General features: G+C 63.9%; 22 protein-coding genes. 11 read left to right on the top strand and 11 right to left on the bottom strand.

The features are described 5' to 3' along the window. Window positions 1-6: 6 nt before the first annotated feature. From KO539_RS13575 to KO539_RS13550, 6 genes are all read right to left on the bottom strand, one after another. Entirely contained in the window at window positions 7-624 is a 618-nt protein-coding gene (locus tag KO539_RS13575) for a DUF924 family protein (RefSeq protein WP_257626286.1), read from the bottom strand. Then, window positions 611-1351: an MgtC/SapB family protein gene (locus KO539_RS13570; RefSeq protein ID WP_034752834.1), complete on the bottom strand. Its 741-nt coding sequence runs from the start codon at window positions 1349-1351 to the stop codon at window positions 611-613. The genes KO539_RS13575 and KO539_RS13570 overlap by 14 nt, the downstream gene beginning before the upstream one ends. Further along, window positions 1352-1600 carry a hypothetical protein gene (locus tag KO539_RS13565; RefSeq protein WP_071079957.1) on the bottom strand — a complete coding sequence of 83 codons (249 nt, stop codon included), beginning with the start codon at window positions 1598-1600 and terminating at the stop codon, window positions 1352-1354. Further along, the gene (locus tag KO539_RS13560; protein ID WP_219310133.1) at window positions 1600-3411 is read right to left on the bottom strand and encodes an aminopeptidase P family protein; all 1812 of its coding nucleotides are present in this window, start codon (window positions 3409-3411) and stop codon (window positions 1600-1602) included. The genes KO539_RS13565 and KO539_RS13560 overlap by 1 nt, the downstream gene beginning before the upstream one ends. A gap of 101 nt (window positions 3412-3512) precedes the next feature. Beyond that, window positions 3513-5561 carry a DUF4132 domain-containing protein gene (locus KO539_RS13555; RefSeq protein WP_219310131.1) on the bottom strand — a complete coding sequence of 683 codons (2049 nt, stop codon included), beginning with the start codon at window positions 5559-5561 and terminating at the stop codon, window positions 3513-3515. Further along, entirely contained in the window at window positions 5548-6246 is a 699-nt protein-coding gene (locus KO539_RS13550) for a Crp/Fnr family transcriptional regulator (RefSeq protein WP_219310129.1), read from the bottom strand. Before KO539_RS13550 ends, KO539_RS13555 begins: the two co-directional genes overlap by 14 nt. A 180-nt stretch (window positions 6247-6426) precedes the next feature. Between KO539_RS13550 and KO539_RS13545 the strand changes: the two genes are divergently transcribed. The 9 genes from KO539_RS13545 to KO539_RS13505 all read left to right on the top strand — a co-directional run bounded on the left by KO539_RS13545 (window position 6427) and on the right by KO539_RS13505 (window position 15854). Beyond that, window positions 6427-8358 carry an AMP-binding protein gene (locus KO539_RS13545; RefSeq protein ID WP_219310127.1) on the top strand — a complete coding sequence of 644 codons (1932 nt, stop codon included), beginning with the start codon at window positions 6427-6429 and terminating at the stop codon, window positions 8356-8358. A gap of 14 nt (window positions 8359-8372) precedes the next feature. Next, window positions 8373-9188, top strand: a complete 816-nt coding sequence (locus tag KO539_RS13540; RefSeq protein ID WP_029496076.1) for an ABC transporter ATP-binding protein — start codon at window positions 8373-8375, stop codon at window positions 9186-9188. 19 nt (window positions 9189-9207) lie between these two features. Continuing rightward, window positions 9208-10104: a branched-chain amino acid ABC transporter permease gene (locus tag KO539_RS13535; protein ID WP_200880402.1), complete on the top strand. Its 897-nt coding sequence runs from the start codon at window positions 9208-9210 to the stop codon at window positions 10102-10104. A 79-nt stretch (window positions 10105-10183) separates the two neighbouring features. After that, complete coding sequence (locus KO539_RS13530; RefSeq protein WP_176387882.1) at window positions 10184-11242, top strand: branched-chain amino acid ABC transporter permease; 1059 nt, start codon at window positions 10184-10186, stop codon at window positions 11240-11242. 58 nt (window positions 11243-11300) lie between these two features. Then, on the top strand, window positions 11301-12620 hold the full coding sequence (locus KO539_RS13525; RefSeq protein WP_099401138.1) for an ABC transporter substrate-binding protein: 1320 nt from the start codon (window positions 11301-11303) through the stop codon (window positions 12618-12620). Window positions 12621-12744: 124 nt separating this feature from the next. Next, the gene (locus KO539_RS13520; RefSeq protein WP_058049338.1) at window positions 12745-13581 is read left to right on the top strand and encodes an ABC transporter ATP-binding protein; all 837 of its coding nucleotides are present in this window, start codon (window positions 12745-12747) and stop codon (window positions 13579-13581) included. Between the two features lie 15 nt (window positions 13582-13596). Continuing rightward, complete coding sequence (locus tag KO539_RS13515) at window positions 13597-13956, top strand: MmcQ/YjbR family DNA-binding protein (RefSeq protein ID WP_219310125.1); 360 nt, start codon at window positions 13597-13599, stop codon at window positions 13954-13956. Beyond that, complete coding sequence (locus tag KO539_RS13510) at window positions 13953-15209, top strand: phenylacetate--CoA ligase family protein (protein WP_219310123.1); 1257 nt, start codon at window positions 13953-13955, stop codon at window positions 15207-15209. Before KO539_RS13515 ends, KO539_RS13510 begins: the two co-directional genes overlap by 4 nt. Before the next feature lie 63 nt (window positions 15210-15272). Then, the gene (locus KO539_RS13505) at window positions 15273-15854 is read left to right on the top strand and encodes a hypoxanthine-guanine phosphoribosyltransferase (RefSeq protein WP_099377742.1); all 582 of its coding nucleotides are present in this window, start codon (window positions 15273-15275) and stop codon (window positions 15852-15854) included. A gap of 102 nt (window positions 15855-15956) precedes the next feature. Here KO539_RS13505 and KO539_RS13500 read toward each other — a convergent pair whose 3' ends face one another. The 3 genes from KO539_RS13500 to KO539_RS13490 form a co-directional block, all read right to left on the bottom strand. Continuing rightward, complete coding sequence (locus tag KO539_RS13500; protein WP_034752807.1) at window positions 15957-16910, bottom strand: nitronate monooxygenase family protein; 954 nt, start codon at window positions 16908-16910, stop codon at window positions 15957-15959. 100 nt (window positions 16911-17010) lie between these two features. Beyond that, window positions 17011-17934 carry an MBL fold metallo-hydrolase gene (locus tag KO539_RS13495; RefSeq protein WP_219310121.1) on the bottom strand — a complete coding sequence of 308 codons (924 nt, stop codon included), beginning with the start codon at window positions 17932-17934 and terminating at the stop codon, window positions 17011-17013. A 7-nt stretch (window positions 17935-17941) separates the two neighbouring features. Continuing rightward, the gene (locus KO539_RS13490; protein WP_219310119.1) at window positions 17942-18169 is read right to left on the bottom strand and encodes a DUF1289 domain-containing protein; all 228 of its coding nucleotides are present in this window, start codon (window positions 18167-18169) and stop codon (window positions 17942-17944) included. A 278-nt stretch (window positions 18170-18447) separates the two neighbouring features. On the opposite strand from KO539_RS13490, the gene KO539_RS13485 reads away from it, so the two are divergent. Together KO539_RS13485 and KO539_RS13480 are read left to right on the top strand one after the other, a co-directional pair. After that, complete coding sequence (locus KO539_RS13485; protein WP_219310117.1) at window positions 18448-18861, top strand: CopG family transcriptional regulator; 414 nt, start codon at window positions 18448-18450, stop codon at window positions 18859-18861. Window positions 18862-18915: 54 nt separating this feature from the next. Continuing rightward, the gene (locus KO539_RS13480) at window positions 18916-20160 is read left to right on the top strand and encodes a PHB depolymerase family esterase (protein WP_225243110.1); all 1245 of its coding nucleotides are present in this window, start codon (window positions 18916-18918) and stop codon (window positions 20158-20160) included. On the opposite strand, the gene KO539_RS13475 is transcribed toward KO539_RS13480, so the two are convergent. Next, window positions 20153-21304: a two-component system response regulator gene (locus tag KO539_RS13475; protein ID WP_035823533.1), complete on the bottom strand. Its 1152-nt coding sequence runs from the start codon at window positions 21302-21304 to the stop codon at window positions 20153-20155. The two genes, KO539_RS13480 and KO539_RS13475, sit on opposite strands and share 8 nt — an antisense overlap. Before the next feature lie 31 nt (window positions 21305-21335). Continuing rightward, window positions 21336-24383 (bottom strand): response regulator, encoded by a 3048-nt coding sequence (locus KO539_RS13470; RefSeq protein WP_219310115.1) that lies wholly within the window; start codon window positions 24381-24383, stop codon window positions 21336-21338. Window positions 24384-24387 lie beyond the last annotated feature (4 nt).

Below are 24387 nucleotides of genomic sequence, written 5' to 3'. Positions count from 1 at the left end.
GATTTTCTAGAAGCTCGATCCCGGCTGGCGCAGAAATTCCACCTCTTGTGGCGTGGAAGCGCGGCCCAGGATGGCGTTGCGGTGCGGGAAACGGCCAAAGCGGGCGATCACTTCCTGGTGCCGCTCGGCGTAGTCGAGCATGCCGTCAAAACCGGGCTGCGCCTGCGACAGCAGCTGGAACAGCTCGACGGCGCGCGCCTGCATGGCCAGGTCTTCCGCGTGTTCGAACGGCAGGTAGGCAAAGGCGCGCAGCATCGGCGGCAATTGCTGGTCCTGCGCCGCTTGCGTCAAGGCGATGGCCAGCGCCAGCGCCCTGGTGTCGCCGGCAAAGGCGCGCGGCGTGCCGCGGTACACATTGCGCGTGAACTGATCGAGCACGATGAGGCGCGCCAGCGCACCGTGCGGCGTCGCATCCCATTCACGCAAGCCGCCATCGATGGCGGCATCGATCAGCGCGCCGAAACGCGCGCGTATCTGCGCGTCGAAGCCGTCATCCTTGCGAAACCACTCCATGCGCGACTGGCCATAGTCAGGGTTATCCGGCGGCAAAAACCAGAAATCGAGTACCGCTTGCGCCTGTGCATCCATGTCCATCCTCTCGGCATCCGTATCAATTGCGGGCATGCGACAGCTGGAAGCCGGCGATGCCTTCGAAGGCGGCCAGTTCGGCCGACATGGCCGACAGGCTGGCGCCCGTGTTCTTGCCATGCGCGATGGCGACAAAGCGCCATTCCTGCATGCCTTCGTTGCTGCCGATGGTCAGCGAGCCGCCGGCGATGTCGTAGCCGCGCTTGGCGGCCATGCGCCGCAGCGCATCCTCACGGGGAATGAACCCTTGCTTGAAGCGCATGGTGATGGCCACCGCGTGGCGCGACGGCAGCCAGTTCTCCAATTTTGACAGAAAAATCATCGCCATCGCGCACAGGAAGGCCAGGCCCATGGCCGACAGATAAAAGCCGATGCCGACCATGATGCCGATCACGGACGAGGCCCAGATCGAGGCGGCCGTCGTCAGGCCGCTGATGTTGAAACCCTCGCGCATGATGACGCCGGCGCCGAGAAAACCCACGCCCGTGACGATGCCCTGGATCACGCGCGTGGGATCACTGCCGACGATGGCGCCATGGCCGCCGTACCAGAACTCGGGATAGCCGCCCAGCACCGTCAGCGCGGCCGAAGCCATGCACACCAGGCTGTAGGTGCGCATGCCGGCAGCGCGCCCGTGATACGAACGCTCGTAACCCACCAATAAACCCAGCAGCAGCGCGCCCAGCAGGTTCAGCAGGATCACGCCATTCGTCGCCAGCTCGGCCGGCGACCAGTAGGCGCGCAGAAAGTCGATGGTCGGCATCTAAGGCTTTTTCGTCAGCTGCTTTTCAAACGCCACATCGAGCTTGCTGACGCGGCGCGCCTTTTGCGGTCCCAGGCCATTGACGAAGGCGACAAAGGCATCCAGTTCCAGCGGCGGGCACAAAGGCGGCAAGCCTGGGCCTTCCGTGAGGAAGAACAGTTCATCGCCCGTGCGCGCCATCGTGTAGAGGCGGTGGCCGGTGCGTTCCTTGAGCCGCTCGATGGCGGAGGTGGCGCGGGTCGAGCGCATCAGATGGCTCCCGTGCGCTGTTCCAGCCACGCCAGCGCACCGCCGGCCAGGTGCGGCGCCAGGCGCGCGCGCACGGTGGCGTGATAGTCGTTCAGCCACGCCGCCTCGTCGTCGCGCAACAGCGAGCGTTCCACGCAGCGCGTGTCGATCGGGCACAGGGTCAAGGTCTCAAAACGTAAAAACTCGCCAAACTGCGTCGTTTCCGCAGGCACGTTCAGCACCAGATTCTCGATGCGGATGCCCCACTGGCCGGGGCGGTAGATGCCCGGTTCGATGGAGGTGATCATGCCCGCTTCCATGGCCGTCTGCGGCTCCGGCATGGCGGACTGGGAAATCGATTGCGGCCCTTCGTGCACGTTGAGGAAAAAGCCCACGCCGTGACCCGTGCCGTGGCCAAAGTCGATGCCTTCGGCCCACAGCGGTGCGCGGGCAATCGAGTCGAGCATGGGCGACTTCACGCCGCGCGGGAACTGCGCGCGCGACAGGGCGATCATGCTGCGCAAGACCAGGGTGAAATCGCGTTTGTGCTCGGCCGTGATCGTGCCGACGGGGACCACGCGCGTGATGTCGGTGGTGCCGCCCCAATACTGGCCGCCCGAGTCGATCAGCAGCAAACCGTCGCCTTCGATGGTGGCGGCCGAATCCGCATGCGCGTGGTAATGCATGATGGCGCCATGCGCATTGAAGCCGGCGATGGTGCCGAAACTGGGGCTGACAAAGCCGGCGCGGCGGGCGCGCGCGGCCGTCAGGTGTTCGTCGACGCCGATTTCCGTCAGTGGCGCGCGCTGCGGGTCGGCCAGGGTGGCGTCCAGCCAGCTGAAAAACTCGCACAGGGCGGCGCCATCCTGCTCCATGGCGGCGCGCACGTGCGCCGCTTCGCCGTCCGTCTTGCGCGACTTGGCCAGGGTGGTCGGGTTGATGGATTCGACCACGCGCACAGCCTCGGCCACGGCCTGGCGCGTGCCGAACGTGATGCGGCGCGGGTCGAGCAGCAAGGTGGCGCCGGCCGGCAAGGCGGCCAAGGCGGCCGCCGTGCGGTCGTACGCGGCCACGTCCACTCCTTCGCTTTCCAGGGTGGCGCGCAGGGCCATCGGCACCTTGCCGTCGGCGACGAACAGGGTGGCGCGCTCCGGTCCCACCAGCGCATGCGCGAGGAAGACGGGGTTGTAGTGCACGTCGGCGCCGCGCAAGTTGAACAGATACGCGATATCGTCGAGCGTGGAAATGACGTGGTGGCTGGCGCCGTACACCGCCATGCCGGCGCGCAGGGCCGCCAGTTTTTGCGTGCGCGACAGCGATGGATACGCGGGCGCATGTTCATATACGGGCGCGGCGGGCATGGCCGGACGATCGGGCCAGACGGCTTGCAGCACGTCGATGTCCGTGCGCAGGGTCACTTGCGCGCCCAGCGCCTGCTGCAGCAGGCGCGCATTGGCCAGGCCCAGCACGGCGCCATCGACGGCCACCGTCTGCCCCGGCTGCATGGTCTCGCCCAGCCAGTCGATATACAGCACGCTGGCGCCGGACGGGATTTTTTTCAGGGCGATGCCGCTGCCGGCCAGTTCCTCTTCCGCCTGTTCCCAGTAACGGCCATCGGTCCACACGCCGGCGACATCCTGCGTCACGACCAGGGTGCCGACGGAACCCGTAAAGCCCGACAGCCATTCGCGGCCCTGCCAGCGGGCCGGCAGGTACTCGGACAAGTGCGGGTCGGCCGATGGCACGATCAGGGCATCGATCTGCTGCGCGTGCATGGCGGCGCGCAGCAAGGTCAAACGGGAGGCGGGATTACTGTGAACGGATGTCTGCATGGCGGCGAAAAGGTGCTGTGCTGGGAAGCGCTCATGATACTCCGATTGCCGGCAATGCAGTACTCACGCAGCCCAGGCCAGGATCAGGATGCGGCTCGTCTTCAATGCTGGAGCAGCTGGCCGGCGAGGCCGACGATTTTTTCCAGCAGCGCCTCATCGTGCGGCAGCCACGGCACGGCGCCCAGCTTGCTCCCCTTCGCTGCCACCTCGCTCGCTACCTCGGCGCCGTCCAGCGTGACCCTGCCGGTGGTCAGGTGAATCGCATGCCTGCCGACCATCAGGTGGCGCGCTTCGAGCGCCATGCGCCCGTCCTCGATCTGCTCCGCGAATACCTGTTCCAGCACCGTGCGCCGCATGCCCGCCATCGGCCCCGGCGCCAGATTGGCCAGGTAAAACAGGCGCTTTGCGCGCTGCACGCTTTGCTCTTCTTCCAGCAGCGCCAGGGCGCTGGCGCTGACCAGCAGATCCACCGCGCGGCACGCTTCCGAATACGCCACCGGCGCCATCGGCATCATCTGCGCGGGCGCCAGCCCATTGGATGTGCAGGCGCCGCCCGCGCCTGGATAGACGTGTCCCCCGAGGCGCAGCAATACGCGCCAGGCGCCGAACTGGCGCGACAAGCCTTCATCGTCATCGAGCCGCCAGCCTTCGCGGCGGGCCAGTCCCAGCAAGGTAGGCAGCGACAACTGGTAGCCGGCAAATGGGGCGCCGCCGTCGCCGGGCGGTGCATATATTTCACGATACACCTGGCGCAGCGGCTGGCGCACACGCCGCCGCGCGAGCAGCGCCTGCCAGGCGGCGCGCTGCTCCCCGCTGCCGTGCAGAGGATGCCACAGGCCGATGTCGCCTTGCTCAGGCAAATCCACTGGCTGCCCCTGCGCATCGATGGCGCCCTTCCCGTCGAGCATGAAGGCCTGGCCATCGCCCGTACGCCAGACCAGCGCGCGCGCCACCGTCTCGATATCGGCATCGTCGCGCAAGGCGCGCCATTGGTCCAGGCCAAACCACACTTCGCTGGCGTAACCCGCTTCCAGGCGGCGCGCCAGCATGGCCTGGCGCCGCTTGCCCATGGGGCCTGGCATGCCGACCCGCCACGCGATATCGGGTCGTTCGGCCAGCGCCCGTTCGGCCGGTTTCAGATTGCGTTCCAGCTTCTTGCGAATGCCCGCATGGCGCACCTGCGCCAGCGCCGTGCGCAGGGCCAGCAAGCTTTCCGGCGTGGGGATGGTTTCCACCGCATGGCCCAGCGCCATCGCCAGCGACTGCGACGGCGCGCTTTTTGCCGCGCCGGGCGCGACGCAGGCCAAGGGCAGCAAGACGGCGATCACGGGACGGAACCATCCATCATCGCGATAGGCGGCGACCCGCGCGGCGCGCGCCAGCACCGGAGAGTCTGCCGTGGCAAAGGCGGCATCGGCCGCATACGGCACGCTGCCGTCATGGATGGCGGCGATATGGCGCGCCGCCTGTTCCAGTATCACCCGCGCAAAAGCGGCATACGCCGCATCGTCGGCCAGCACGGCGGCGGGATCCGCCTCGCCGATACTGTTGCGGTTCCAGAAGCTGCTATGGGGCGAACCGGCCAGCGCCAGCAGGGACGCTTGCGCCAGCTGCGGCAGCAGTGCCAATTCCTGCAAGGTCAGTGGCATCGGATAACGGGCGTGACGCTCCTCCATCAGCTGCGCGAATTGGGCAGGGGCGTCGCCGCCGGCAAGGCACGCCAGCAGCCAGGCCTGGTAGGGCCGCTCGACCCAGCCCGAGGTTTCGCCGAGAATGCGCCGCGCCTGCGCCGCCGTGCCTGCCGGTGCCTCGCCCTGCAGGCAGGCCAGGCAGCCGATGACATACTCCCATTCCCGGTTGTAATCAGCGGCCGCGTCGAGCGCGTCGAGGAACACGGCACCGGCCAGCAACGGCGCCAGTCCGGCCTCAGTCACCTGTTCCAGCAGCGTGTGCGCCAGATTAAACCGCGCAACATCATCATGGCCGAAGCGCGCCGCGCGGTGCAGCGCCCCCCAGACGGCGCCCAGTTCTTCCGGTGTCCAGTCGTTGAAATCGACGGGCGGCCCCGTGAAACGCGCATGGTCGACGGCAGCACCCTCGAGGCGTTCACGCAGCGCTGTGGCACGGCTGGAGATTTCAGTCGCCATCATCGGCCTCGTAGCGGCGCAAGCCTTCCAGGTCCAGCACGCGGATGCCGCCGTAATCGAGGCGTAATAGCCCCTTTTTTTCCAGCACCTGCAAGGCCTGGTTGGCGCGCTGGCGCGAAGAACCGGACAGCAGGCCGATTTCCTCCTGCGACAGCTGCACCAGGGTTTCCACGCCCGGGTACAAATGCGAGTTGAACATCGAGGCCAGGCAGCGCGCCACGCGCGTGTTCAGGTCCAGCAGGCGCTCGTTTTCCACCATGCCGATGAACTGGCCCAGGCGCTCGTTGAGCTGCATCAGCAAAAAGCGCGTAAACGGCAGGCTCGTTTCCAGCAGCCAGTGGAAGGTGGCGCCGGGCAGGCGCGCCACGCGCGTGTCGCGCAGGGCCATGGTGTCGTATTTGCGGATCTCGTTCTTCAGCAATGAACCTTCGCCGAACCAGCTGCCGGGCGGCACGCCGATGAAGGTCATGGCCTTGCCGGAAGCGGAAAAATTATTCATCTTGACCATGCCGCTGATGACGCCGATCCAGTTGTCCACCGGCTCGCCCTTGCGGCAGACAAAGCCGCCTTTCGGCACGAAGGTTTCAAACACATCCGCTTCGACCCGGGCCAGTTGAACGGGGTCGAGCAGCTGTGCCCAGTGGGCCGCGCGCACGGCATCCTTGAGACTGATATCAGGGTAGGTCATTGTGCGATGCACCATCGAAAAGTGGGTAAATGTCCCCGAAAAGACAACTTGGCAAACTAACGCAAGCTACTATCATTGCACAAACGCCTGACACATAAAAAACACAGAGCGCCATCCAACGAGGTGGGGCCTGAGACAAGCAACAGGGAGACACTGGTGCAAACGAATACCACAGCAGCAATGCCGACTTTTCCGCGGCGCTTATTGCAACACGGGACAGTACGATCCGACAAGCCCGCCTTTCGCGAAAAACACCTGGGCATCTGGCAAACCTGGACCTGGCGCGAGGTCAACGAAGAAGTGCGCGCACTGGCCTGCGGCCTGACCGCCATCGGCTTCCAGCGCGGCATGAACCTGGCCATCATCGGCGACAATCGTCCGCGCCTGTACTGGGCCATGCTGGCTGCGCAAAGCCTGGGCGGCGTGCCTGTGCCACTGTATCAGGACGCGCCGGCCGCCGACATGGCCTATGTGCTGCAGGATGCGGAAATCCGCTACGCCATCGTCGAAGACCAGGAGCAGGTCGACAAGCTACTCGAACTCAAAGCCCTGTATCCGCACGTCGCCCACATCGCGTATGACGATGAACGGGGCATGCGCCACTACCGCCAGCCGGAGCTGACGTCCTTTGCCGCCCTGCAGACGCTGGGCCGTGCCTACGACCGCGAACACCCGGGCTTTTTCGACGCCGCCGTGGCAGCGGGCCAGGGCAGCGACTCGGCCGTGATCCTGTACACCTCGGGCACCACGGGCAAGCCGAAGGGCGTGTGCCAGAGCCACACGGCGCTGCTGGCCGCCGGCGTTGGCGGCGTGGCCTTCGACAAGCTCACCGACGCGGAAGACATCCTGTCCTACCTGCCCATGGCGTGGGTCGGCGACTGCCTGTTCTCGCTGGCGCAGGCGATGGTGGCCGGCTTCACCGTCAATTGCCCCGAATCGGGCGACACGGTGATGATCGACATGCGCGAGATCGGCCCCACCTGCTACTTTGCGCCGCCGCGCGTGTTCGAGAACATGCTCACCAGCGTGATGATACGCATGGAAGACGCGAGCAGCATCAAGCGCCATATGTTCAGCCATTTCATGGACGTGGCCAAGCGCTGCGGCGCGCAGATCCTCGACGGCAAGCCAGTCTCGCTGGCGGACCGTCTCAGCTACAAGTTGGGCGAGCTGCTCGTCTACGGCCCCTTGAAAAACGTGCTGGGACTGTCGCGCGTGCGCGTCGCCTACACGGCCGGCGCCGCCATCGGCCCAGACCTGTTCCGCTTCTACCGCTCGATCGGCGTCAACCTCAAGCAGCTGTACGGCTCCACCGAAACCTGCGCCTATGTATGTCTGCAGCCGGACGGCAATATCAAATTCGACAGCGTCGGCTTGCCGGCGCCGGGCGTGGAAGTCAAACTGGCGGCCAATGGCGAAGTGCTGGTGAAGTCACCGGCCACCATGAGCGGCTACTTCAGGCGTCCCGAAGCCACCGCCGAAGTGATCGATGCCGACGGCTACTTTCATACGGGCGACGCGGGCGTATTCGACAGCGAAGGCCACTTGAAAATCATCGACCGCGCAGCCGACGTCGGCAAGCTGACGTGCGGCGCCATCTTCGCGCCCAACTACATCGAAAACAAGCTCAAGTTTTTCCCCTTCATCAAGGAAGTGGTGGCCTTCGGCCATGCACGCGACCAGGTGTGCGCCTTCATCAACATCGATATCGAAGCGGTGGGCAACTGGTCGGAGCGGCGCGGCATCGCGTATGCCGGCTACACGGACCTGGCGGGGCGCGCCGAAACCTACGGCTTGATCCGCGACTGCATCGAGCAGGTCAACGCGGAACTGGCGACCGATCCGCTGATGGACCGCACGCAGATCCACCGCTTCCTGGTGCTGCACAAGGAACTCGACCCGGACGACGACGAACTGACGCGCACGCGCAAGGTGCGCCGCAAATTCATCGCTGAAAAGTACGCGGTGCTCATTTCCGCCCTGTACGAGGGCAAGGCAACGCAATACATCGAGACCCAGGTGAAATTCGAGGATGGCCGCCTTGGCTCGACCAGCGCCGACCTGCAGATCTGGGACAGCAAAACGTACCGGCCCCAGGGCCTGGCCGCATGATGGAGCACAGCACGATGCAAATGAACGAACCCGACGCCCATTTCGGCACGGCCCGCAAGACGGGCCCCGTGATCCTCGACTTGAAAAATATTTCGCTGTCGTTCGGCGGCGTAAAAGCGCTGACCGACATCTCGTTCGACGTGAAACAGCATGAAATCCGCGCCATCATCGGCCCGAACGGCGCGGGCAAAAGCTCGATGCTCAACGTGATCAATGGCGTGTACCGCCCGCAACAGGGCGAAATCATTTATCGGGGCGAACACAGGCGCGGCATGGATTGTTATGCGGCCGCCAAATCCGGCATCGCCCGCACCTTCCAGAACATCGCCCTGTTCAAAGGCATGACGGTGCTGGACAACATCATGACGGGCCGGAACCTCAAAATGAAGTCGAATTTCCTGCTGCAGGCCCTGTACTGGGGACCGGCGCGGCGCGAGGAAATCGAGCACCGCAAGAAGGCCGAAGAGATCATCGACTTCCTGGAAATCCAGGCCATCCGCAAGACGCCCGTGGGGCGTTTGCCTTACGGTCTGCAAAAGCGGGTGGAGCTGGGCCGCGCGCTGGTGGCCGAACCCGAGATTTTGCTGCTCGATGAACCGATGGCCGGCATGAACGTGGAAGAAAAGCAGGACATGTGCCGCTTCATCCTCGACGTCAACGATCAGCTGGGCACGACCATCGTGCTGATCGAACACGACATGGGCGTGGTGATGGATATCTCGGACAGGGTGGTGGTGCTCGACTACGGCAAGAAGATCGGCGACGGCACGCCCGACGAGGTGCGCAGCAACCAGGATGTCATCAACGCCTATCTCGGCGTGGCGCACTAGACGAGGAATAGCAATGAATATCAATTTTTTCTTTGAAGTGCTGATCGGCGGCCTGCTGTCGGGCGTCATGTACGCGCTGGTGGCGATCGGTTTTGTGCTGATCTACAAGGCCTCGGGCGTGTTCAACTTCGCGCAGGGAGCGATGGTGTTTTTCGCCGCCCTCACCTGCGTCGGCATCATGGACAAGTTCGGCCTGTCACTGTGGCTGGCCATCCCGCTGACGATGGTGACCATGATCGTGCTGGGCATGGCGATTGAAAGGGTGGTCTTGCGCCCGCTCGTCAACCAGCCGGAAATCACGCTGTTCATGGCCACCATCGGCCTGACCTTTTTCATCGAAGGCCTGGCGCAGCTGATGTGGGGCTCGCAGGTGCACAAGCTGGACCTGCCCATCGAAGACGTGCCGATGCAGTTTTTGATGGACCGCTTCGACATCAACATCTCGCAGTTCGACCTGATGGCGGCCGGCATCTGCGCGCTGCTGGTGATCTGCCTGGCCTTGCTGTTCTCGAAAACCAAGGTGGGCCGCGCCCTGCGCGCCGTCGCCGACGACCACCAAGCGGCGCTGGCGGTCGGCATCCCGCTGCAGCGCATCTGGGCCGTGGTGTGGGGCGTGGCCGGCCTGGTCGCCATGGTGGCAGGCTTGCTGTGGGGCGCGCGCAACGGGGTGCAGTTCGCCCTCACCTTCATCGCCCTGAAAGCGCTGCCGGTGCTGATCCTGGGCGGCTTTACATCGGTGCCGGGCGCCATCGTCGGTGGCCTGATCATCGGCGCGTCGGAAAAACTGGCCGAAGTCTACCTCGGCCCCATGGTGGGCGGCGGCATCGAAGGCTGGTTCCCGTATGTGCTGGCCCTGCTGTTCCTGCTGGTGCGCCCGGAAGGCCTGTTCGGCGAGAAAATCATCCGCCGAATATAAGGCCCCAAGAGCATCGTAGGTCGGATTAGCCGAAGGCGTAATCCGACAAACACCCCAATAGCCAGCAAAGGAGCACCCCATGATTTACCGTGAAGCAGGACAATTCAAGACCAGCTACCAGGCTGACAACCAGATTTTCCCGATCCGGCAAGACCGCCTGGCGCTGACGGCCACGCTGCTTATCGCCGTCTTCCTCCTGCCGTATGTCGCCTCGCCCTACATGCTGTCGGCGATCCTGATCCCCTTCCTGATCTTCGCCCTGGCCGCGCTGGGCCTGAACATCCTGACCGGTTACGCGGGCCAGCTGTCGCTGGGCACGGCCGCCTTCATGGCCGTGGGCGCCTTTGCCTCGTATAACTTCATGGCCCGCCTGCCAGGATTGCCGCTGCTCGTGTCCTTCATCCTCGGCGGCCTGTGCGCGGCCATGGTGGGCATCGCCTTCGGCCTGCCTTCCTTGCGCATCCGCGGCTTTTATTTGGCCGCCTCCACGCTGGCGACGCAGTTTTTTGTCGTCTGGTGCCTGACCAAGATCCCGTATCTGACCAACTACAGTTCCTCGGGCGTGATCACGGTGCAGAAGATGACCATCCTCGGCTACCAGTTCGACACGCCGCAAAGCAAATACCTGCTGGTGCTGGCCATCGTTGCCGGCATGGCGCTGCTGGCCAAGAACATGATCCGCTCGAACGTGGGCCGTTCGTGGATGGCCGTGCGCGACATGGACATGGCGGCCGAGGTGATCGGTTTCAGATTGATGCGCACCAAGCTGCTGGCGTTCGCCGTCAGTTCGTTCTACTGCGGCGTGGCCGGCGCCCTGTATGCGTACGCCTACCTGGGCACGGTGGAACCGGAAGCGTACAACCTGGACCTGTCCTTCCGCATCCTGTTCATGATCATCATCGGCGGCGTCGGTTCGATTTTAGGTTCCTTCCTCGGCGCGGCCTTCATCGTGCTGCTGCCCGTCTTCCTGAACACCATCGCGCACGGCCTGTCGCTGCCGACCAGCGTGGCCTCGAACCTGGAGCTGATGGTGTTCGGCGCGCTGATCATTTTCTTCCTGATCGTCGAGCCGCACGGCCTGGCCAGGCTGTGGCAGATCGCCAAGGAAAAATTGCGACTCTGGCCCTTCCCCCATTAAGTTTTAGCAGTCGATGTCGGTTCACTTGAATACCAAATAAAACAAGAGGAGACACACAATGAAACACATCAAATCGCTCATGCTGGCCACCGCCATCGCCAGTGCCGCACTCACCATGGCCGGCAGCGCCCAGGCGCAGGACAAGGAACAGTACATCGCCCTGCCATCCTACCGCGTGGGTCCGTACGCGGCCGGCGGCTCCGGTTTCTACGGCGGCATCATCGATTACTTCAACCTGGTCAACCAGGCTGGCGGCGTCAACGGCGTGAAAATCAGCTGGGAAGAATGCGAAACGGAATACAACCCGTCGCGCGGCGTCGAATGCTATGAACGCCTGAAAACCAAGCAGGGCGGCGCCACCCTGGTCGAAACCCTGTCCACCGGCGTCGCCTACGGCATCCTCGACCGCGTGGCGCAAGACAAAATTCCCATGACGATGATCGGCTACGGCCGCTCGGACGCCGCCAACGGCAAGGTCTTCCCGTACGTGTATCCGCTGATCTCCAGCTACTGGAGCCAGGCTGCCGGCATGATCAAGTACCTGGGCGACAAGGATGGCGGCATGGACAAGCTGAAAGGCAAAAAGATCGTCCACCTGTACCACGATTCGGCCTTCGGTAAGGAGCCGCTGCCCGTGCTCGAAGCGCTGTCGAAACAGTACGGCTTCGAACTGGTCAAGATCCCGGTCGCGCCGCCCGGCAGCGAACAGCAATCGCAATGGCTGCAAATCCGCCAGGCCAAGCCGGACCACGTGATCCTGTGGGGCTGGGGCGTGATGAACTCCGTTGCCATCAAGACGGCGCAGCGCAACGGCTTCCCGCGCGACAAAATGCTGGGCGTCTGGTGGGCCGGTTCCGAGGAAGACACGATTCCATCGGGCGAAGCGGCCAAGGGCTACACGGCGATGACGTTCAATACGCCAGGCAACTACCCTGTGCTCGACGACATCCGCAAAAAACTCTACGCGTCCGGCAAGGGCAACCTGTCCGACCAGTCGCGCATCGGCTCCGTCTACCACATGCGCGGCGTGACGGCCGGCATCCTGTGGGTCGAAGCGATCCGCGCGGCGCAGGAAAAATTCGGCAAGGGCAAGCCGATCACGGGCGAGCAGATGCGCTGGGGCCTGGAAAACCTGAACGTCGACGATGCGCGCCAGAAGGCCGTCGGCGCGCTAGGCATGTTCCCCACCGTGAAAACCAGCTGCGACGACCATGAAGGCTCGGGCGCCGTGAAAGTGCAGCAGTGGGATGGCAAGAAGTGGACCGCCATCACGCCGAAATGGATCGTCGGCGACAAGGCCCTGGTGCGCAAGCTGGTCGAGGAATCGTCGGGCAAGTACGCCGAAGAGAAAAAGATCACGCCGGCGTGCATGAAGTAAGCGGCTCTCAAAGTGGTGTCGGATTACGCGCGTTGCGCTAATCCGACCTACGCCGCATCCACGTAGGTCGGATTAGCGTAGCGTAATCCGACAAGCACCAACATCACATGAAAACGAAGCAGCCATGACACCCACTGCCACGCAAACACCAGACACCGCGCCGCCCTACCTGTCGGTGAACAATATCGAAGTCATCTACGACCATGTGATCCTGGTCCTGAAGGGCGTGTCGCTGCAAGTCCCGCAGGGCAAGATCGTGGCGCTGCTGGGCGCCAACGGGGCCGGCAAGTCGACCACCCTGAAAACCATCTCGACCCTGCTGCGCGGCGAACGGGGCGACGTCACCAAGGGCGAAGTCCAGTTCAAGGGCGAGCGCGTGGATCAATTGACGCCGAATGAACTGGTCAAGCGGGGCCTGTCGCAAGTGATGGAAGGGCGCCACTGTTTCGGCCACCTCACGATCGAGGAAAACCTGCTGACGGGCGCCTACACGCGCAGCCTGTCGCGCGGCGAACTGAAAGACGCGCTGGACAAGGTGTATCACTATTTTCCGCGCCTGAAAACGCGGCGCAGCAGCCAGGCCGGCTACACCTCGGGCGGCGAGCAGCAGATGTGCGCCATCGGCCGTGCGCTGATGGCCAAGCCGTCGATGATTTTACTGGACGAACCGTCGATGGGCATCGCGCCGCAGATCGTTGAAGAGATCTTCGGCATCGTCAAGGATTTGAACCACAAGGAAAACGTGTCTTTCCTGCTGGCCGAGCAGAACACCAATGTGGCCCTGCGCTACGCCGACTTCGGCTACATCCTGGAAAACGGCAGAGTCGTGATGGAAGGGCAAGCGCAGGAACTGGCCAGCAACGAAGACGTCAAAGAGTTTTACCTGGGCGTCTCCAGCGCCGGGCGCAAGAGCTTTCGCGACATGAAGTTCTACCGCCGCCGCAAGCGCTGGCTGGCCTGACGCAGGAGGCAAATCATGGACCTGGAACGGGCGAAGCAAGTGTGCCGCGGCTTTCCCGGCGCGACAGAAGACATCAAATGGAGCAACGTGCTGGCGTTTTGCGTCGGTGGCCGGCTGTTCGCCCTGTGCGGCGCGGAAGCGCACAGCACGCGCGGCATGAGCTTCAAGGTCGATGCGGAACGCTTCCTGGAATTGACGGACCGCCCCGGCTTTCGCCCGGCGCCCTACCTGGCGCGGGCCAAATGGGTGCTGGTCGCCAGTCCCGACGCCCTGGACGACGATGAAATGGCCGCCCTGCTGCACCGTTCATACAGCCTGATTGTGGCGAGGCTGACGAAAAAAATGCAACGTGACATTGGAGAATCAGCAACATGACCGATACGCTCGACAGTCTGGAAGCACGCGCCCCCGAAGCGCGCGAACGCGAATTGATGACCGGCCTGCCGCAGCTGATCGCGCGCGCGCAACAGGCGCCGGGCTGGGCCCGCATCCTCGACGGGATCAACGCGGCCGATATCACCAGCCGCGCCGCGCTGGCGCAGCTGCCCGTGACGCGCAAGTCCGACCTCAAGCAGTTGCAGCACGACGCGCTGCCGTTCGGCGGCTTGAACACGACGCCAAAAAACGCCCTGTCGCGCGTGTTCGTCTCGCCCGGCCCCATCTTTGATCCGGAAGGCCGCGGGCCCGACTGGTGGCGCTTCGCGCGCCCCATGTATGCGGCCGGCGTGCGCGCCGGCGGCTTGCTGCAGAACTGCTTTTCGTATCACTTCACGCCGGCCGCCTTCATGGTCGAAGGCGGCGCCGCGCGCATCGGCTGCACCGTCATCCCGGCCGGCATCGGCCAGACGGAAATGCAGGTACAGGCGATGGCCGACCTGAAGCCCGACACGTATATCGGCACGCCGTCATTTTTAAAACTGATCATCGAGAAGGCGCGCGAAATGGGTGCCGACATCAGCAGCGTCACCAAGGCCGTGATGGGCGCGGAAGCCTTGCCCGAGTCCTTGCGCAGCTGGTTTGCCGAAAACGGCGTGCCGCACGTGTTCCAGACCTATGCCTCGGCCGATATCGGCAGCATCGCCTATGAAACGGCCAGCAATGGCAAGCTCAATCCGGGCATGGTCGTCGATGAAAACGTGCTGCTGGAGATCGTCCATCCGGGCAGCGGCATTCCCGTCGCGCCGGGCGAGGTGGGCGAAGTCGTCGTCACCCTCTTCAATGCCGACTATCCGCTGATCCGCTTCGCCACGGGCGATCTGTCCGCCGTGCTGGTCGATGCGCCGGAGTCGCCGTGCGGCCGCACGAATACGCGCATCAAGGGCTGGATGGGGCGCGCCGATCAAACCACCAAGGTGCGCGCCATGTTCGTGCATCCGTCGCAGGTACATGAAATCGCGCGCCGCCACCCGCAAATCAAAAAGGCGCGGCTGGTGGTGTCGGGGCGCATGGCCAACGACGAGATGGCTTTGCATTGCGAAGTCGACGATCCGACGGACGCCAGCAGCGTGGAAGCCATCATCGGCTCAATCCGCGAACTGACCAAGCTGCGTGGCGAGGTGCTGCTGGTGGCCGTAGGCAGCCTGGCGCAGGACGGAAAAATAATCGACGACATGCGCGATTACAAATAAGGCCGATTTGCGGGATAATACCCGCATTCATCATCAGCCCCATTCATCGCCATGCAAGAGTCCATGCAAGAATTTCATCACAATCGTGCCCGTGACCTGATCAAGAACGCGGAACTGCTGTTCGACCAAGACGCCGTGCAAGCGTCGATCACGCGCATGGCCGATGTGCTCAACACGCGCTTCAACGCCGAGGACTCGAAAGAGTTCCCGCTGGTGCTGGGCGTGATGGGCGGCGCCGTCGTATTTACGGGCAACCTGCTGCCACAGCTGAGCTTTCCGCTCGAATTCGACTACATCCACGTGAGCCGCTACGGCGACGACGACAAGGGTGGCGAAGTGGTGTGGAAAGTCATCCCCCGCTCGAATGTAGCGGGCCGCACCGTGATCGTGCTCGACGATATTCTCGACGAAGGCGAAACCCTGGCGCACGTCAAGCAGCGCTTGCTGGACATGGGCGCTTCGGAAGTGATCCTGGCCGTGTTCGCGGACAAGGCCATCGGCAAAAAGAAACCGGTACAAGCCGACATCGTCGGCCTGGTGATCCCGAACCGCTTCGTCGTCGGCTTCGGCATGGATGCGTATGGCTACTGGCGCAATCTGCCAGGGCTGTGGGCCATCAAGCCTGAGGATTTGAAGCAGGAGTGATGATTTGTCGGATTACGCGCTGCGCGCTAATCCGACCTACGTCACCGGGTTCGAGTAGGTCGGATTAGGCCAAAGGCCGTAATCCGACAACTACCACCAGCGTTACAGCTTCAACCGCGCGCGCGCCGCATCGTATTCGGCTTTCAGGCGCGCCACCATCTCTTCCACGCTCGGCACGTCATCCATCAAGCCCACGCCCTGGCCCGCGCCCCAGATGTCGCGCCAGGCCTTGGCGCTGCCCGAGCCGAAATTCATCGCGCTCTTGTCCGCTTCGGGCAAGGCTTCCGGATCGAGTCCGGCCGCTTCGATCGATTTTTTCAGGTAGTTGCCGTGCACGCCAGTAAACAGGTTGGTGTAGACGATGTCCGCGGCGCTGGAATCGACAATGGCGTCGCGGTAGCCATCGCTGACGTTCGATTCCTTGGTTGCCAGCCAGCGCGAGCCGATGTAGGCAAAATCCGCGCCCATTGCTTGCGCGGCCAGTACGGCGTCGCCCGTGGCGATGGAGCCCGACAGCGCCAGCGGACCGTCGAAAAATTTGCGCACTTCACCCACCAGCGCGAACGGCGACAGGGTGCCCGCGTGGCCGCCGGCGCCGCTGGCGACCAGGATCAAGCCATCGACACCCGCTTCCAGCGCTTTTTTCGCGTGACGGATCGAGATCACGTCATGCAGCACGATGCCGCCATAGCTGTGGATGGCGTCGAGCATTTCCTTCGGTGGCGCGCGCAGCGAGGAAATGATGATGGGGATCTGGTGTTTCACGCACACCTCCACGTCATGCGCGAGGCGGTCGTTCGACTGGTGCACGATCTGGTTGACGGCGATCGGCCCGACTTTTTTATCGGGATTGGCGGCCTGGAAGGCGGCCAGCTCGGCCTGCAGCTCCGTGAGCCACGTATCGAGCAATTCGGCGGGACGCGCATTTAAGGCCGGGAAGGAACCGACGATGCCGGCCTTGCACTGCGCCGCGACGAGGGCCGGGCCGCTGGCGATGAACATCGGCGAGGCGATAACGGGTAAGGAGAGGTTTTGCAACGCAACAGGCAATGCCATGGCGGACTCGCTGGAAAGTTGATCGGACGTGAAAGACACACTGAAGGTTGATTATAGTGCAGAAAAAGTACGATCGTGCTGAATTTATCGCCTGGCCGTTTCAGCCTTCGTTGAGCAAGTACTCACCTTCGACCCGTGCCGCTGCAGCCCTCACCAGTTGCGACACGGCCCACTCGGCCAGCGCGGCCGCTTCCTGGCGCAGGAAGCGCCGGTTGGCCTCTTCGAAGATGGGCATGCCGCGCAGCAGCGCCGGTATGGCGGCGAGGGCGATGCGCTGGCGTTCCAGCAGCAGGAATTTCAGCAGCACTTTCACGGCATTCTGCGCATTGCGCACGGGGTCGGAAGACAGGTAATCGAGGCGAGACCAGGCACGCTGCAGGGCGCCGGCGGCATCCGTGAAGGGCCGTCCGTGGCCGGGGATCACCACGCGCACGTCCAGGCCGGCGATCAGGTCCAGGGTGGCGCGCGCCTCAGCAAAACCGGAGCCGCCATCGAGTTCCGGGAAGATCACGCCAAAGCCGTTTTCCCACAAGGCGTCGGCGGAGATCAGGATGCCCTCGTCGGCACAATAAAAAATCAGCGAGTGCGGATCGTGGCCGGGCGCGCCCAGCGCTTGCCAGCGCATGCCGGCCAAGGTCAACGTGTCGCCGGGCGAGACGGTGGCGTCAAAACCGAAGCGCGGGCATTGCTGGCCCGTGGCCTGGAAACTCAGGGCGTCGACGTCCCAGGCGCGCACCTTGTCCGCTTCCGACACGGGAATGGCCGTATGGCAGCCGTATTCCTCTTGCAGCAGCGCGTTGCCGCCGCAATGGTCGGAGTGCAGATGGGTGTTGAGCAGGCGGTCCAGGGGACGGCCATCGAGACTGTGGCGCAGCAGGGCCAGGGTTTGCGGCGCATGCGTGACATAGCCGCTGTCGATCAGCGCCGTGTCGTCCCGGCCCTGGAACAGGATGTTATTCGACGACAGCCAGCCACGTTCGAACACCTGCATGGCCTCGGGGAACAGCGCTGGCGATTGCGGCATGGCTTCCTCAGTAGTCGGGCTCGAAATCGAGCAGGGATTCGCGTCCTGGCAATTCGGCCCACACGGCGCGCTTGAAGTCGTCGTCGGCCTTGCTCCAGGCGATGATTTCGTCGAGCGTGCGCAAACAGCCTTCGCACAAGCCGCTGTTACGGTTCATCTTGCACAGGCTGACGCAGGGCGACGGCACCGGCGAGGGGAGCGGAATGGCTGGCGGAGGTGGGGGAGCGACCATCATGGAGCGGCATCGGTAAACGTGTAGGCTTTCATTATGCCGCGAAACGGCGCCGGCGAGTCGGCTGCATCGCCATGCAATGTTTCTGTGAATATATTTTCTATGGCAAAAATGATTAAAAAAGCATCTTCGGGAAATTTATTTTGCAGCCCATTCTCACTCTGCGGGTGCCCGTCCTACAACACGATCCGGCCAAATCCTGCTTGACTTGAGATATTACACAACTATACTACCATCCATACAGATGGCAAATGGATGCCACGTGGAGTTTTTGGAGAGATATGGCCAAGCAAGACAGCAAGCCCAAAATTGGGGAATCCGAGAAAATCACGATCAACCTCGGCTTGATCGACCTGGGGCAGATCGATTTGCTGGTTCAGGAGGGATTTTATTCCAACCGCACGGATCTGATCCGTACGGCCATACGCAACCAGCTGGGTATCCACGCCGACGTGGTGAAACAAACCGTCGCCCGTAAAAGCCTGGTATTGGGCATGCAGCATTATTCGCGCACCGACCTGGAGGCGATCCAGGCAGCCGGCCAGCGCCTGCAGATACAGGTGCTGGGACTGGCCAGTATCGCCAGCGATGTCTCCGTGGAACTGGCACTGGCCACCATCGAGTCGATTTTCGTATTAGGTGCCCTGCACGCCAGCACCGTCGTCAAGACGGCGCTCGCAGGGCGAATTCACTAGCGTATTGGTTCGCGGCGATGACCCGGCCGATGCGCGGCACCGTTAAGGATGGTCATGAAACTACCTGTCAACATGCTGGCGCAGATGCGCGCCGCAACCCGTAATCTGATGGGCAGCGGTCCCGCCGCCGCCACCGAAGCAATCCAGCAGGCGCTGTCCGCCGCCGGTCTGGCGCCGCAGGCGGCAGCCACGCAAGCACCGCCCATGCGTGATATCAATCCTCCGCCGGCACCGGCGCAGGCCCCATCCGAGCCGCCGCAAGCTGACGCCGTACCACCCACGCCCGCGCAGGCGGCGCAGGACTTCGCGCAGGATTTCATGGCGCGCCTGGGCGTGCCGGCCGGCCTGGGCCAGCACAGCTTCGACATGCCCAGCTTCGAGCTGCCGAATTTCCACCCGCCCGGTTTCAACGCGCCCGCCGCCACGCCGGTCGATGTGCCGGCCGGTGCCCAATTCATCGACGGCGTGTACCGCAACCATGCGGGCACGCGCTCCTACAAGCTGTATATCCCCAGCAGCTACCACGGCCAGGCCATGCCGCTGATCGTCATGCTGCACGGCTGTACGCAAAATCCCGACGATTTCGCCGCCGGCACGCAGATGAATGCGCTGGCCGAAGAAAAGGAGTGTTTTGTCGTCTATCCCGCGCAAACGCAGGGCGCCAACAGTTCGCGCTGCTGGAACTGGTTCAACGCCATCGACCAGCAGCGCGACCAGGGCGAGCCGTCGCTGATCGCCGGCATCGCCCGGCAAGTGATCGACGAATATCCTGTGAATGAACGCGAAGTGTTCGTCGCCGGCCTGTCGGCGGGCGGCGCCATGGCCGTCATCGTCGGCACCTTGTACCCGGATTTGTTTGCCGCCGTCGGCGTGCATTCTGGCCTGCCCTTCGCCTCGGCGCAGGACTTGCCGTCGGCGCTGGCCGCCATGAAGGGCGGCGCCATGCCCAATGCCCAGCGCAAGGCGCCGGCCGGCGGCGTGCCCATCATCGTTTTTCACGGCGACCGCGACACCACCGTCAATCCGCGCAATGGCGATGAACTGATCGCCCAGGGCGTGCGCAGCCAGGCCGGCGACAAGGCGGCCAAGGCCGCATCCATCGACGGCAGCGTGCCGAACGGCCACCGCTACACGCGCACCACGCACAGCCAGGCCGATGGTTCGCCACTGGGCGAGCACTGGGTCATCCACGGCGCCGGCCATGCCTGGTCCGGCGGCAGCCATAACGGCAGTTATACGGACGGCAAAGGGCCGGACGCCAGCCGCGAGATGCTGCGTTTCTTCAAGACCGTCAGCTGAGGTTTTCGGTGTAGGGCGCGATCTGCCGCTGCTTGTCGGCGATTTCGCACACGCCGTCCGCATAGCGGTGGGAGATGGCGATGAACTGGTCCTGGATCTGCAAAAAGGCGTCAACGATCTCGGCGTCGAAATGCGAGCCGCGTCCTTCGACGATGATCCGCACGGCCTGCGCATGGTCCATGCCCTGCTTGTAGATGCGCCGGCTGATCAGGGCGTCGTACACGTCGGCCAGCGCCATCAGGCGCGCCGAAATCGGGATGGCTTCGCCGGCCAGGCCTTGCGGGTAGCCGCTGCCATCCCACTTTTCATGGTGGCTGTAGGCGATCTCTTTCGCGTACTTGAGAAAATCGACTTCGATGCCCAGCTCGTGCTCGGCCGCCAGGATGGCGTCGCGCCCCAAGGTGGTGTGCGTTTTCATGATGGCCATTTCGTGCGGCTCGAAACGTCCCGGCTTGAGCAGGATATGGTCGGGGATGCCCACCTTGCCGATGTCGTGCAGCGGCGCCGTCTTGAACAGCAGTTCGATATTCTTGTCCGTCAAAAAATCGCGGAAGCGCGGCAAGCCGCGCACCTTCTCGGCCAGCGCCTTCAGGTAGTGCGAGGTACGGCGGATATGGTTGCCCGTCTCGCTGTCGCGCGTCTCGGCCAGCGAGGCCATGGCGTGAATCGTGACGTCCTGCAGCGCCGCCACTTCCTGCACCCGGCGCTCCACTTCCGTTTCCAGGTAATGATTCTGGTCGCGCAAAAAATCCTGCATCTGCTTCATCGCCAACTGCGTCCTGATGCGCGCCAGTACGATGGGCGCCGAGATCGGCTTGGTGATGTAATCGACGGCGCCCAGGGCCAGGCCCAGCTGCTCGTCCGCCACTTCGCTCATGGCCGTGACGAAAATCACGGGAATGCCGGCCGTGGCGGGATCGGCCTTCAGCGCGCGGCACACATCGTAGCCGCTCATGCCCGGCATCATGATGTCGAGCAGGATCAGGTCCGGCTGGTCGCTGCCGGCGGCGATCTTCAGAGCCCGCTCGCCGTTCACGGCGATCTTGGTGCGGTAATCGTCTTCCAGCACCGCGCGCAGCAGATCGATATTGTCTGGCGTGTCGTCGACCACCAGGATGGTTGGCTTGCTTGCCGGCGCTCTCATGCCCGTCCTTCGCTCTGCATAGTTATCCTTGTCACAGTGTCAGCTCCAGCGCATCGGCCACCTCGCCCAGCTGCGCCAGCGCACCTTCGAAATCGTATTGTCCCAGCATGCGCTTCAACTGGCGCGCGTGTTCCGCCTGCCCCGCCGCGACCAGCACGGGGCCGATGCCGTCGAGGTGCTTGACGGCCTGCGCATCATCCTGCTGCAGCAGCTGCGACAGCTCGCGCAAGCCGGCCTCCAGCTGCGCCCGGTCCACCGGCACCACGTGCGCCACCGCCGCGCCGCCCGCCTCGGCCGCATTGCCGCGCGACTGCATCGCCAGCACGATCTTCGGCACCAGCTCGTCGAGCGCCAGGGTGCAGGCGGCCAGCGCCTGCGGCAGACCGTCGTGCGAACCCAGGCTGAGCAAGTGCTCGACCCGCGCGGCGCTGTCGGCCAGGCCGCCGGCGCCGATATTGCCGGCCAGGCCCTTCAGGGTATGCGCTTCGCGGATCGCCGTCTCGAGCTGGTTGTTCTCGATGGCGGCAACGATGCGCTGCATGGCGTCGAACTGGGTTTCCACAAAACGCTCCAGCAATTTTCGCATCAAAGCGGCATTGCCGCCCACGCGGCGCATGGCCTCCGCCATTTTCAGGCCGGCGATCACGGGCAGCTCCGCTTCCGGCTGCGCCACCACCGCCGCAACTTCCTGCGGCGTGGCCGGCGCGATCCAGCGCGCCAGGGTGCCGAACAGCTGCGCCACGTCGATGGGCTTGGCGATGAAATCGTTCATGCCGGCGTCCAGGCATTTTTCTTTGTCGCCCACCATGGCATTGGCCGTCATGGCGATCACGGGCAAATTCGAATAACGCGGATCCTGGCGCAGCTTGCGCGTCGCTTGGTAGCCATCCATCACCGGCATCTGGCAATCCATCAGCACGCCGTCATAGGCGTTTTCCTCGATCTTCGCCAGGGCGATGGCGCCATTGCTGGCGATGTCGACGCGGATGCCGGCGTCGTTGAGAATATGCTGCGCCACTTCCTGGTTCACTTCATTATCCTCGACCAGCAACAGCCAGGCGCCGCGCAGAGCGCGCTCATCGTCGCGGTAGCTGCTCTGGCGCTGCGTCTTGCGGCTCTGCCCCGTCACGCCGCCAAACACGAACGCAATCTGGTCGAGCAGGGTCGAGGCGCTGACCGGCTTGTTCAAGACGCCGTCGAGCGGCAAGTCGCGCTGGCGCGCCGCTTCCAGCAGCGCTTCGCGATGGAAGGCCGTGACCATGATGCAAGCCGGCGTCGCATCGATGCCGGCGCCATCGGCGCGGATGCCGGCCAGGGTATCGAGGCCGCTCATGCCCGGCATTTTCCAGTCCATCAGCACCAGCCCGTACGGGCGTCCCTCGGCGCGCGCCTGCGCCACGGCGCCGATGGCCAGCGCGCCGCCAAGCACGGCGCGCGCCTCGAAACCGAGCGCCGTCAGCATGCTGACGAAAATTTCACGCGCACTGGGGTTGTCGTCGACCACCAGCACGCGCAGGCCATGGAATTGCTGTGGCAATAGTAAATTATCGCGCGGCACGGCAGCCAGACCGAAGCGGGCCGTGAAGAAAAAGGTGCTGCCCACGCCCGCTTCGCTGACCAGGTCGATCTCGCCTTCCATCATTTCCACCAGGCGCTTGCTGATGGTCAGCCCCAGGCCCGTGCCGCCATGGTGGCGCGTAGTGGACGTGTCGGCCTGGGTAAAAGCCTGGAACAATTTGCTGCGCTGAGGCGGCGTGAGGCCTATGCCCGTGTCGCGCACGTCCACGCGCAGCACGGCCGCATGTTCTTCCAGCTGCTGCAGGCGGATGGTGACGACGATTTCGCCCTTCTCCGTAAATTTGATGGCGTTGTTGGTCAGGTTGATCAGCACCTGGCCCAGGCGCAGCGGGTCGCCCTGCAAGGCGTTCGGCACGTCGGGGGCGATGTCGAACAGCAGTTCCAGCCCCTTGTCCTGTGCCCGCATCACGGACAGGTCGGCGATCTGCGCCAGCACGTCCTCGAGGAAGAAATCGACTTTTTCAAAGGCCATCTTGCCCGCTTCGATCTTCGAGAAATCGAGGATGTCGTCGATGATGGCCAGCAGGTTCTTCGACGCCGATTCCACCTTCTCCAGGTAGTTGCGCTGGGTCGACGTCAGTTCCGTCTGCAGCGCCAGGTGGGTCATGCCGATGATGCCGTTCATCGGCGTGCGAATTTCATGCGACATATTCGCCAGGAAGTCCGACTTCATCTTGGTCGCATCCTCGGCCACTTCGACGGCGTGGCGCAGGTCCTGCTCGACGGCCAGGCTGGTGCTCATGTCCTTGAGCGCCTGCAGCAATTCGCCCGTCTCGTCGCGCGACGTCACTTCGATGACGGAACTGAGGTCGCCATTGGCCACGCGCGTGGCGATCGCCACCGCCTCGCCCAGCGGCCGCGTGATCGAGCGCGCCGACCAGGCAAAGGCCAGGCCCGTCAGCAAGGCCGCCAGGCCGATGCCGCCCATCAGCAGCAGCGAGGTGTCGATGTCATTGCGTATCCTGGCCGCGCTGTCGCGGATCAGCTGCTGCTGCAGGTCGTCGAGCTGGCCCACGTACAGCAGCACTTTTTCCAGCACCGGCAAGGTCTGCGTCTGTATGGCCTGCTCGGCGAGGGCATCCTCGCCGCGCTCGACCAGTTCGAACATCGCCTTGAGCGACACATAATAGTCGGCGCGGGCCAGGTGCATCTGTTCCAGCAGGCGCCGCTCCTCGGGCCGCGCATCGAGGCCGTCGAGGATGCGCACCTGCTCATCGATGCCCTGCTTGATCGCTTCCAGGCGCGCCTGGTTCGCCTGGCGCAGCGCCAGCTCGTGCTGGTTCGGCAGGTTGCCGATGCGCGTGGCCGCCTCGCGCGCCAGCCCGTGGATCTTGCTGGTGGCCTTGGCGGCGACCCAGTCGCGCTGCAGGATATCGTCGGTCTCGGCGCGGATGGCATAGATGCGGCTGCCGGACAGGACGATGACGACCAGCATCAGCACGATCAACATGGCATAACCGGCATTGATGCGCACGCCGATACTGATATCCCTGAAGCGCATAACT

Origin of the sequence: Janthinobacterium sp. NKUCC06_STL (assembly GCF_019345455.1) — a bacterium.
GTDB lineage: Bacteria > Pseudomonadota > Gammaproteobacteria > Burkholderiales > Burkholderiaceae_D > Janthinobacterium > Janthinobacterium rivuli.
This window is presented reverse-complemented; position numbering and strand designations above follow the sequence as displayed.

Coding starts and splice junctions, on each gene's coding strand:
- KO539_RS13560 (WP_219310133.1), bottom strand. CDS start 3,411: ATGCAGACATCCGTTCACAGTAATCCCGCCTCCCGTTTGACCTTGCTG.
- KO539_RS13545 (WP_219310127.1), top strand. CDS start 6,427: ATGCCGACTTTTCCGCGGCGCTTATTGCAACACGGGACAGTACGATCC.
- KO539_RS13575 (WP_257626286.1), bottom strand. CDS start 624: ATGCCCGCAATTGATACGGATGCCGAGAGGATGGACATGGATGCACAG.
- KO539_RS13510 (WP_219310123.1), top strand. CDS start 13,953: ATGACCGATACGCTCGACAGTCTGGAAGCACGCGCCCCCGAAGCGCGC.
- KO539_RS13565 (WP_071079957.1), bottom strand. CDS start 1,600: ATGCGCTCGACCCGCGCCACCTCCGCCATCGAGCGGCTCAAGGAACGC.
- KO539_RS13500 (WP_034752807.1), bottom strand. CDS start 16,910: ATGGCATTGCCTGTTGCGTTGCAAAACCTCTCCTTACCCGTTATCGCC.
- KO539_RS13555 (WP_219310131.1), bottom strand. CDS start 5,561: ATGATGGCGACTGAAATCTCCAGCCGTGCCACAGCGCTGCGTGAACGC.
- KO539_RS13485 (WP_219310117.1), top strand. CDS start 18,448: ATGGCCAAGCAAGACAGCAAGCCCAAAATTGGGGAATCCGAGAAAATC.
- KO539_RS13550 (WP_219310129.1), bottom strand. CDS start 6,246: ATGACCTACCCTGATATCAGTCTCAAGGATGCCGTGCGCGCGGCCCAC.
- KO539_RS13505 (WP_099377742.1), top strand. CDS start 15,273: ATGCAAGAATTTCATCACAATCGTGCCCGTGACCTGATCAAGAACGCG.
- KO539_RS13520 (WP_058049338.1), top strand. CDS start 12,745: ATGACACCCACTGCCACGCAAACACCAGACACCGCGCCGCCCTACCTG.
- KO539_RS13515 (WP_219310125.1), top strand. CDS start 13,597: ATGGACCTGGAACGGGCGAAGCAAGTGTGCCGCGGCTTTCCCGGCGCG.
- KO539_RS13530 (WP_176387882.1), top strand. CDS start 10,184: ATGATTTACCGTGAAGCAGGACAATTCAAGACCAGCTACCAGGCTGAC.
- KO539_RS13525 (WP_099401138.1), top strand. CDS start 11,301: ATGAAACACATCAAATCGCTCATGCTGGCCACCGCCATCGCCAGTGCC.
- KO539_RS13475 (WP_035823533.1), bottom strand. CDS start 21,304: ATGAGAGCGCCGGCAAGCAAGCCAACCATCCTGGTGGTCGACGACACG.
- KO539_RS13540 (WP_029496076.1), top strand. CDS start 8,373: ATGCAAATGAACGAACCCGACGCCCATTTCGGCACGGCCCGCAAGACG.
- KO539_RS13570 (WP_034752834.1), bottom strand. CDS start 1,351: ATGCCGACCATCGACTTTCTGCGCGCCTACTGGTCGCCGGCCGAGCTG.
- KO539_RS13480 (WP_225243110.1), top strand. CDS start 18,916: ATGAAACTACCTGTCAACATGCTGGCGCAGATGCGCGCCGCAACCCGT.
- KO539_RS13495 (WP_219310121.1), bottom strand. CDS start 17,934: ATGCCGCAATCGCCAGCGCTGTTCCCCGAGGCCATGCAGGTGTTCGAA.
- KO539_RS13470 (WP_219310115.1), bottom strand. CDS start 24,383: ATGCGCTTCAGGGATATCAGTATCGGCGTGCGCATCAATGCCGGTTAT.
- KO539_RS13490 (WP_219310119.1), bottom strand. CDS start 18,169: ATGATGGTCGCTCCCCCACCTCCGCCAGCCATTCCGCTCCCCTCGCCG.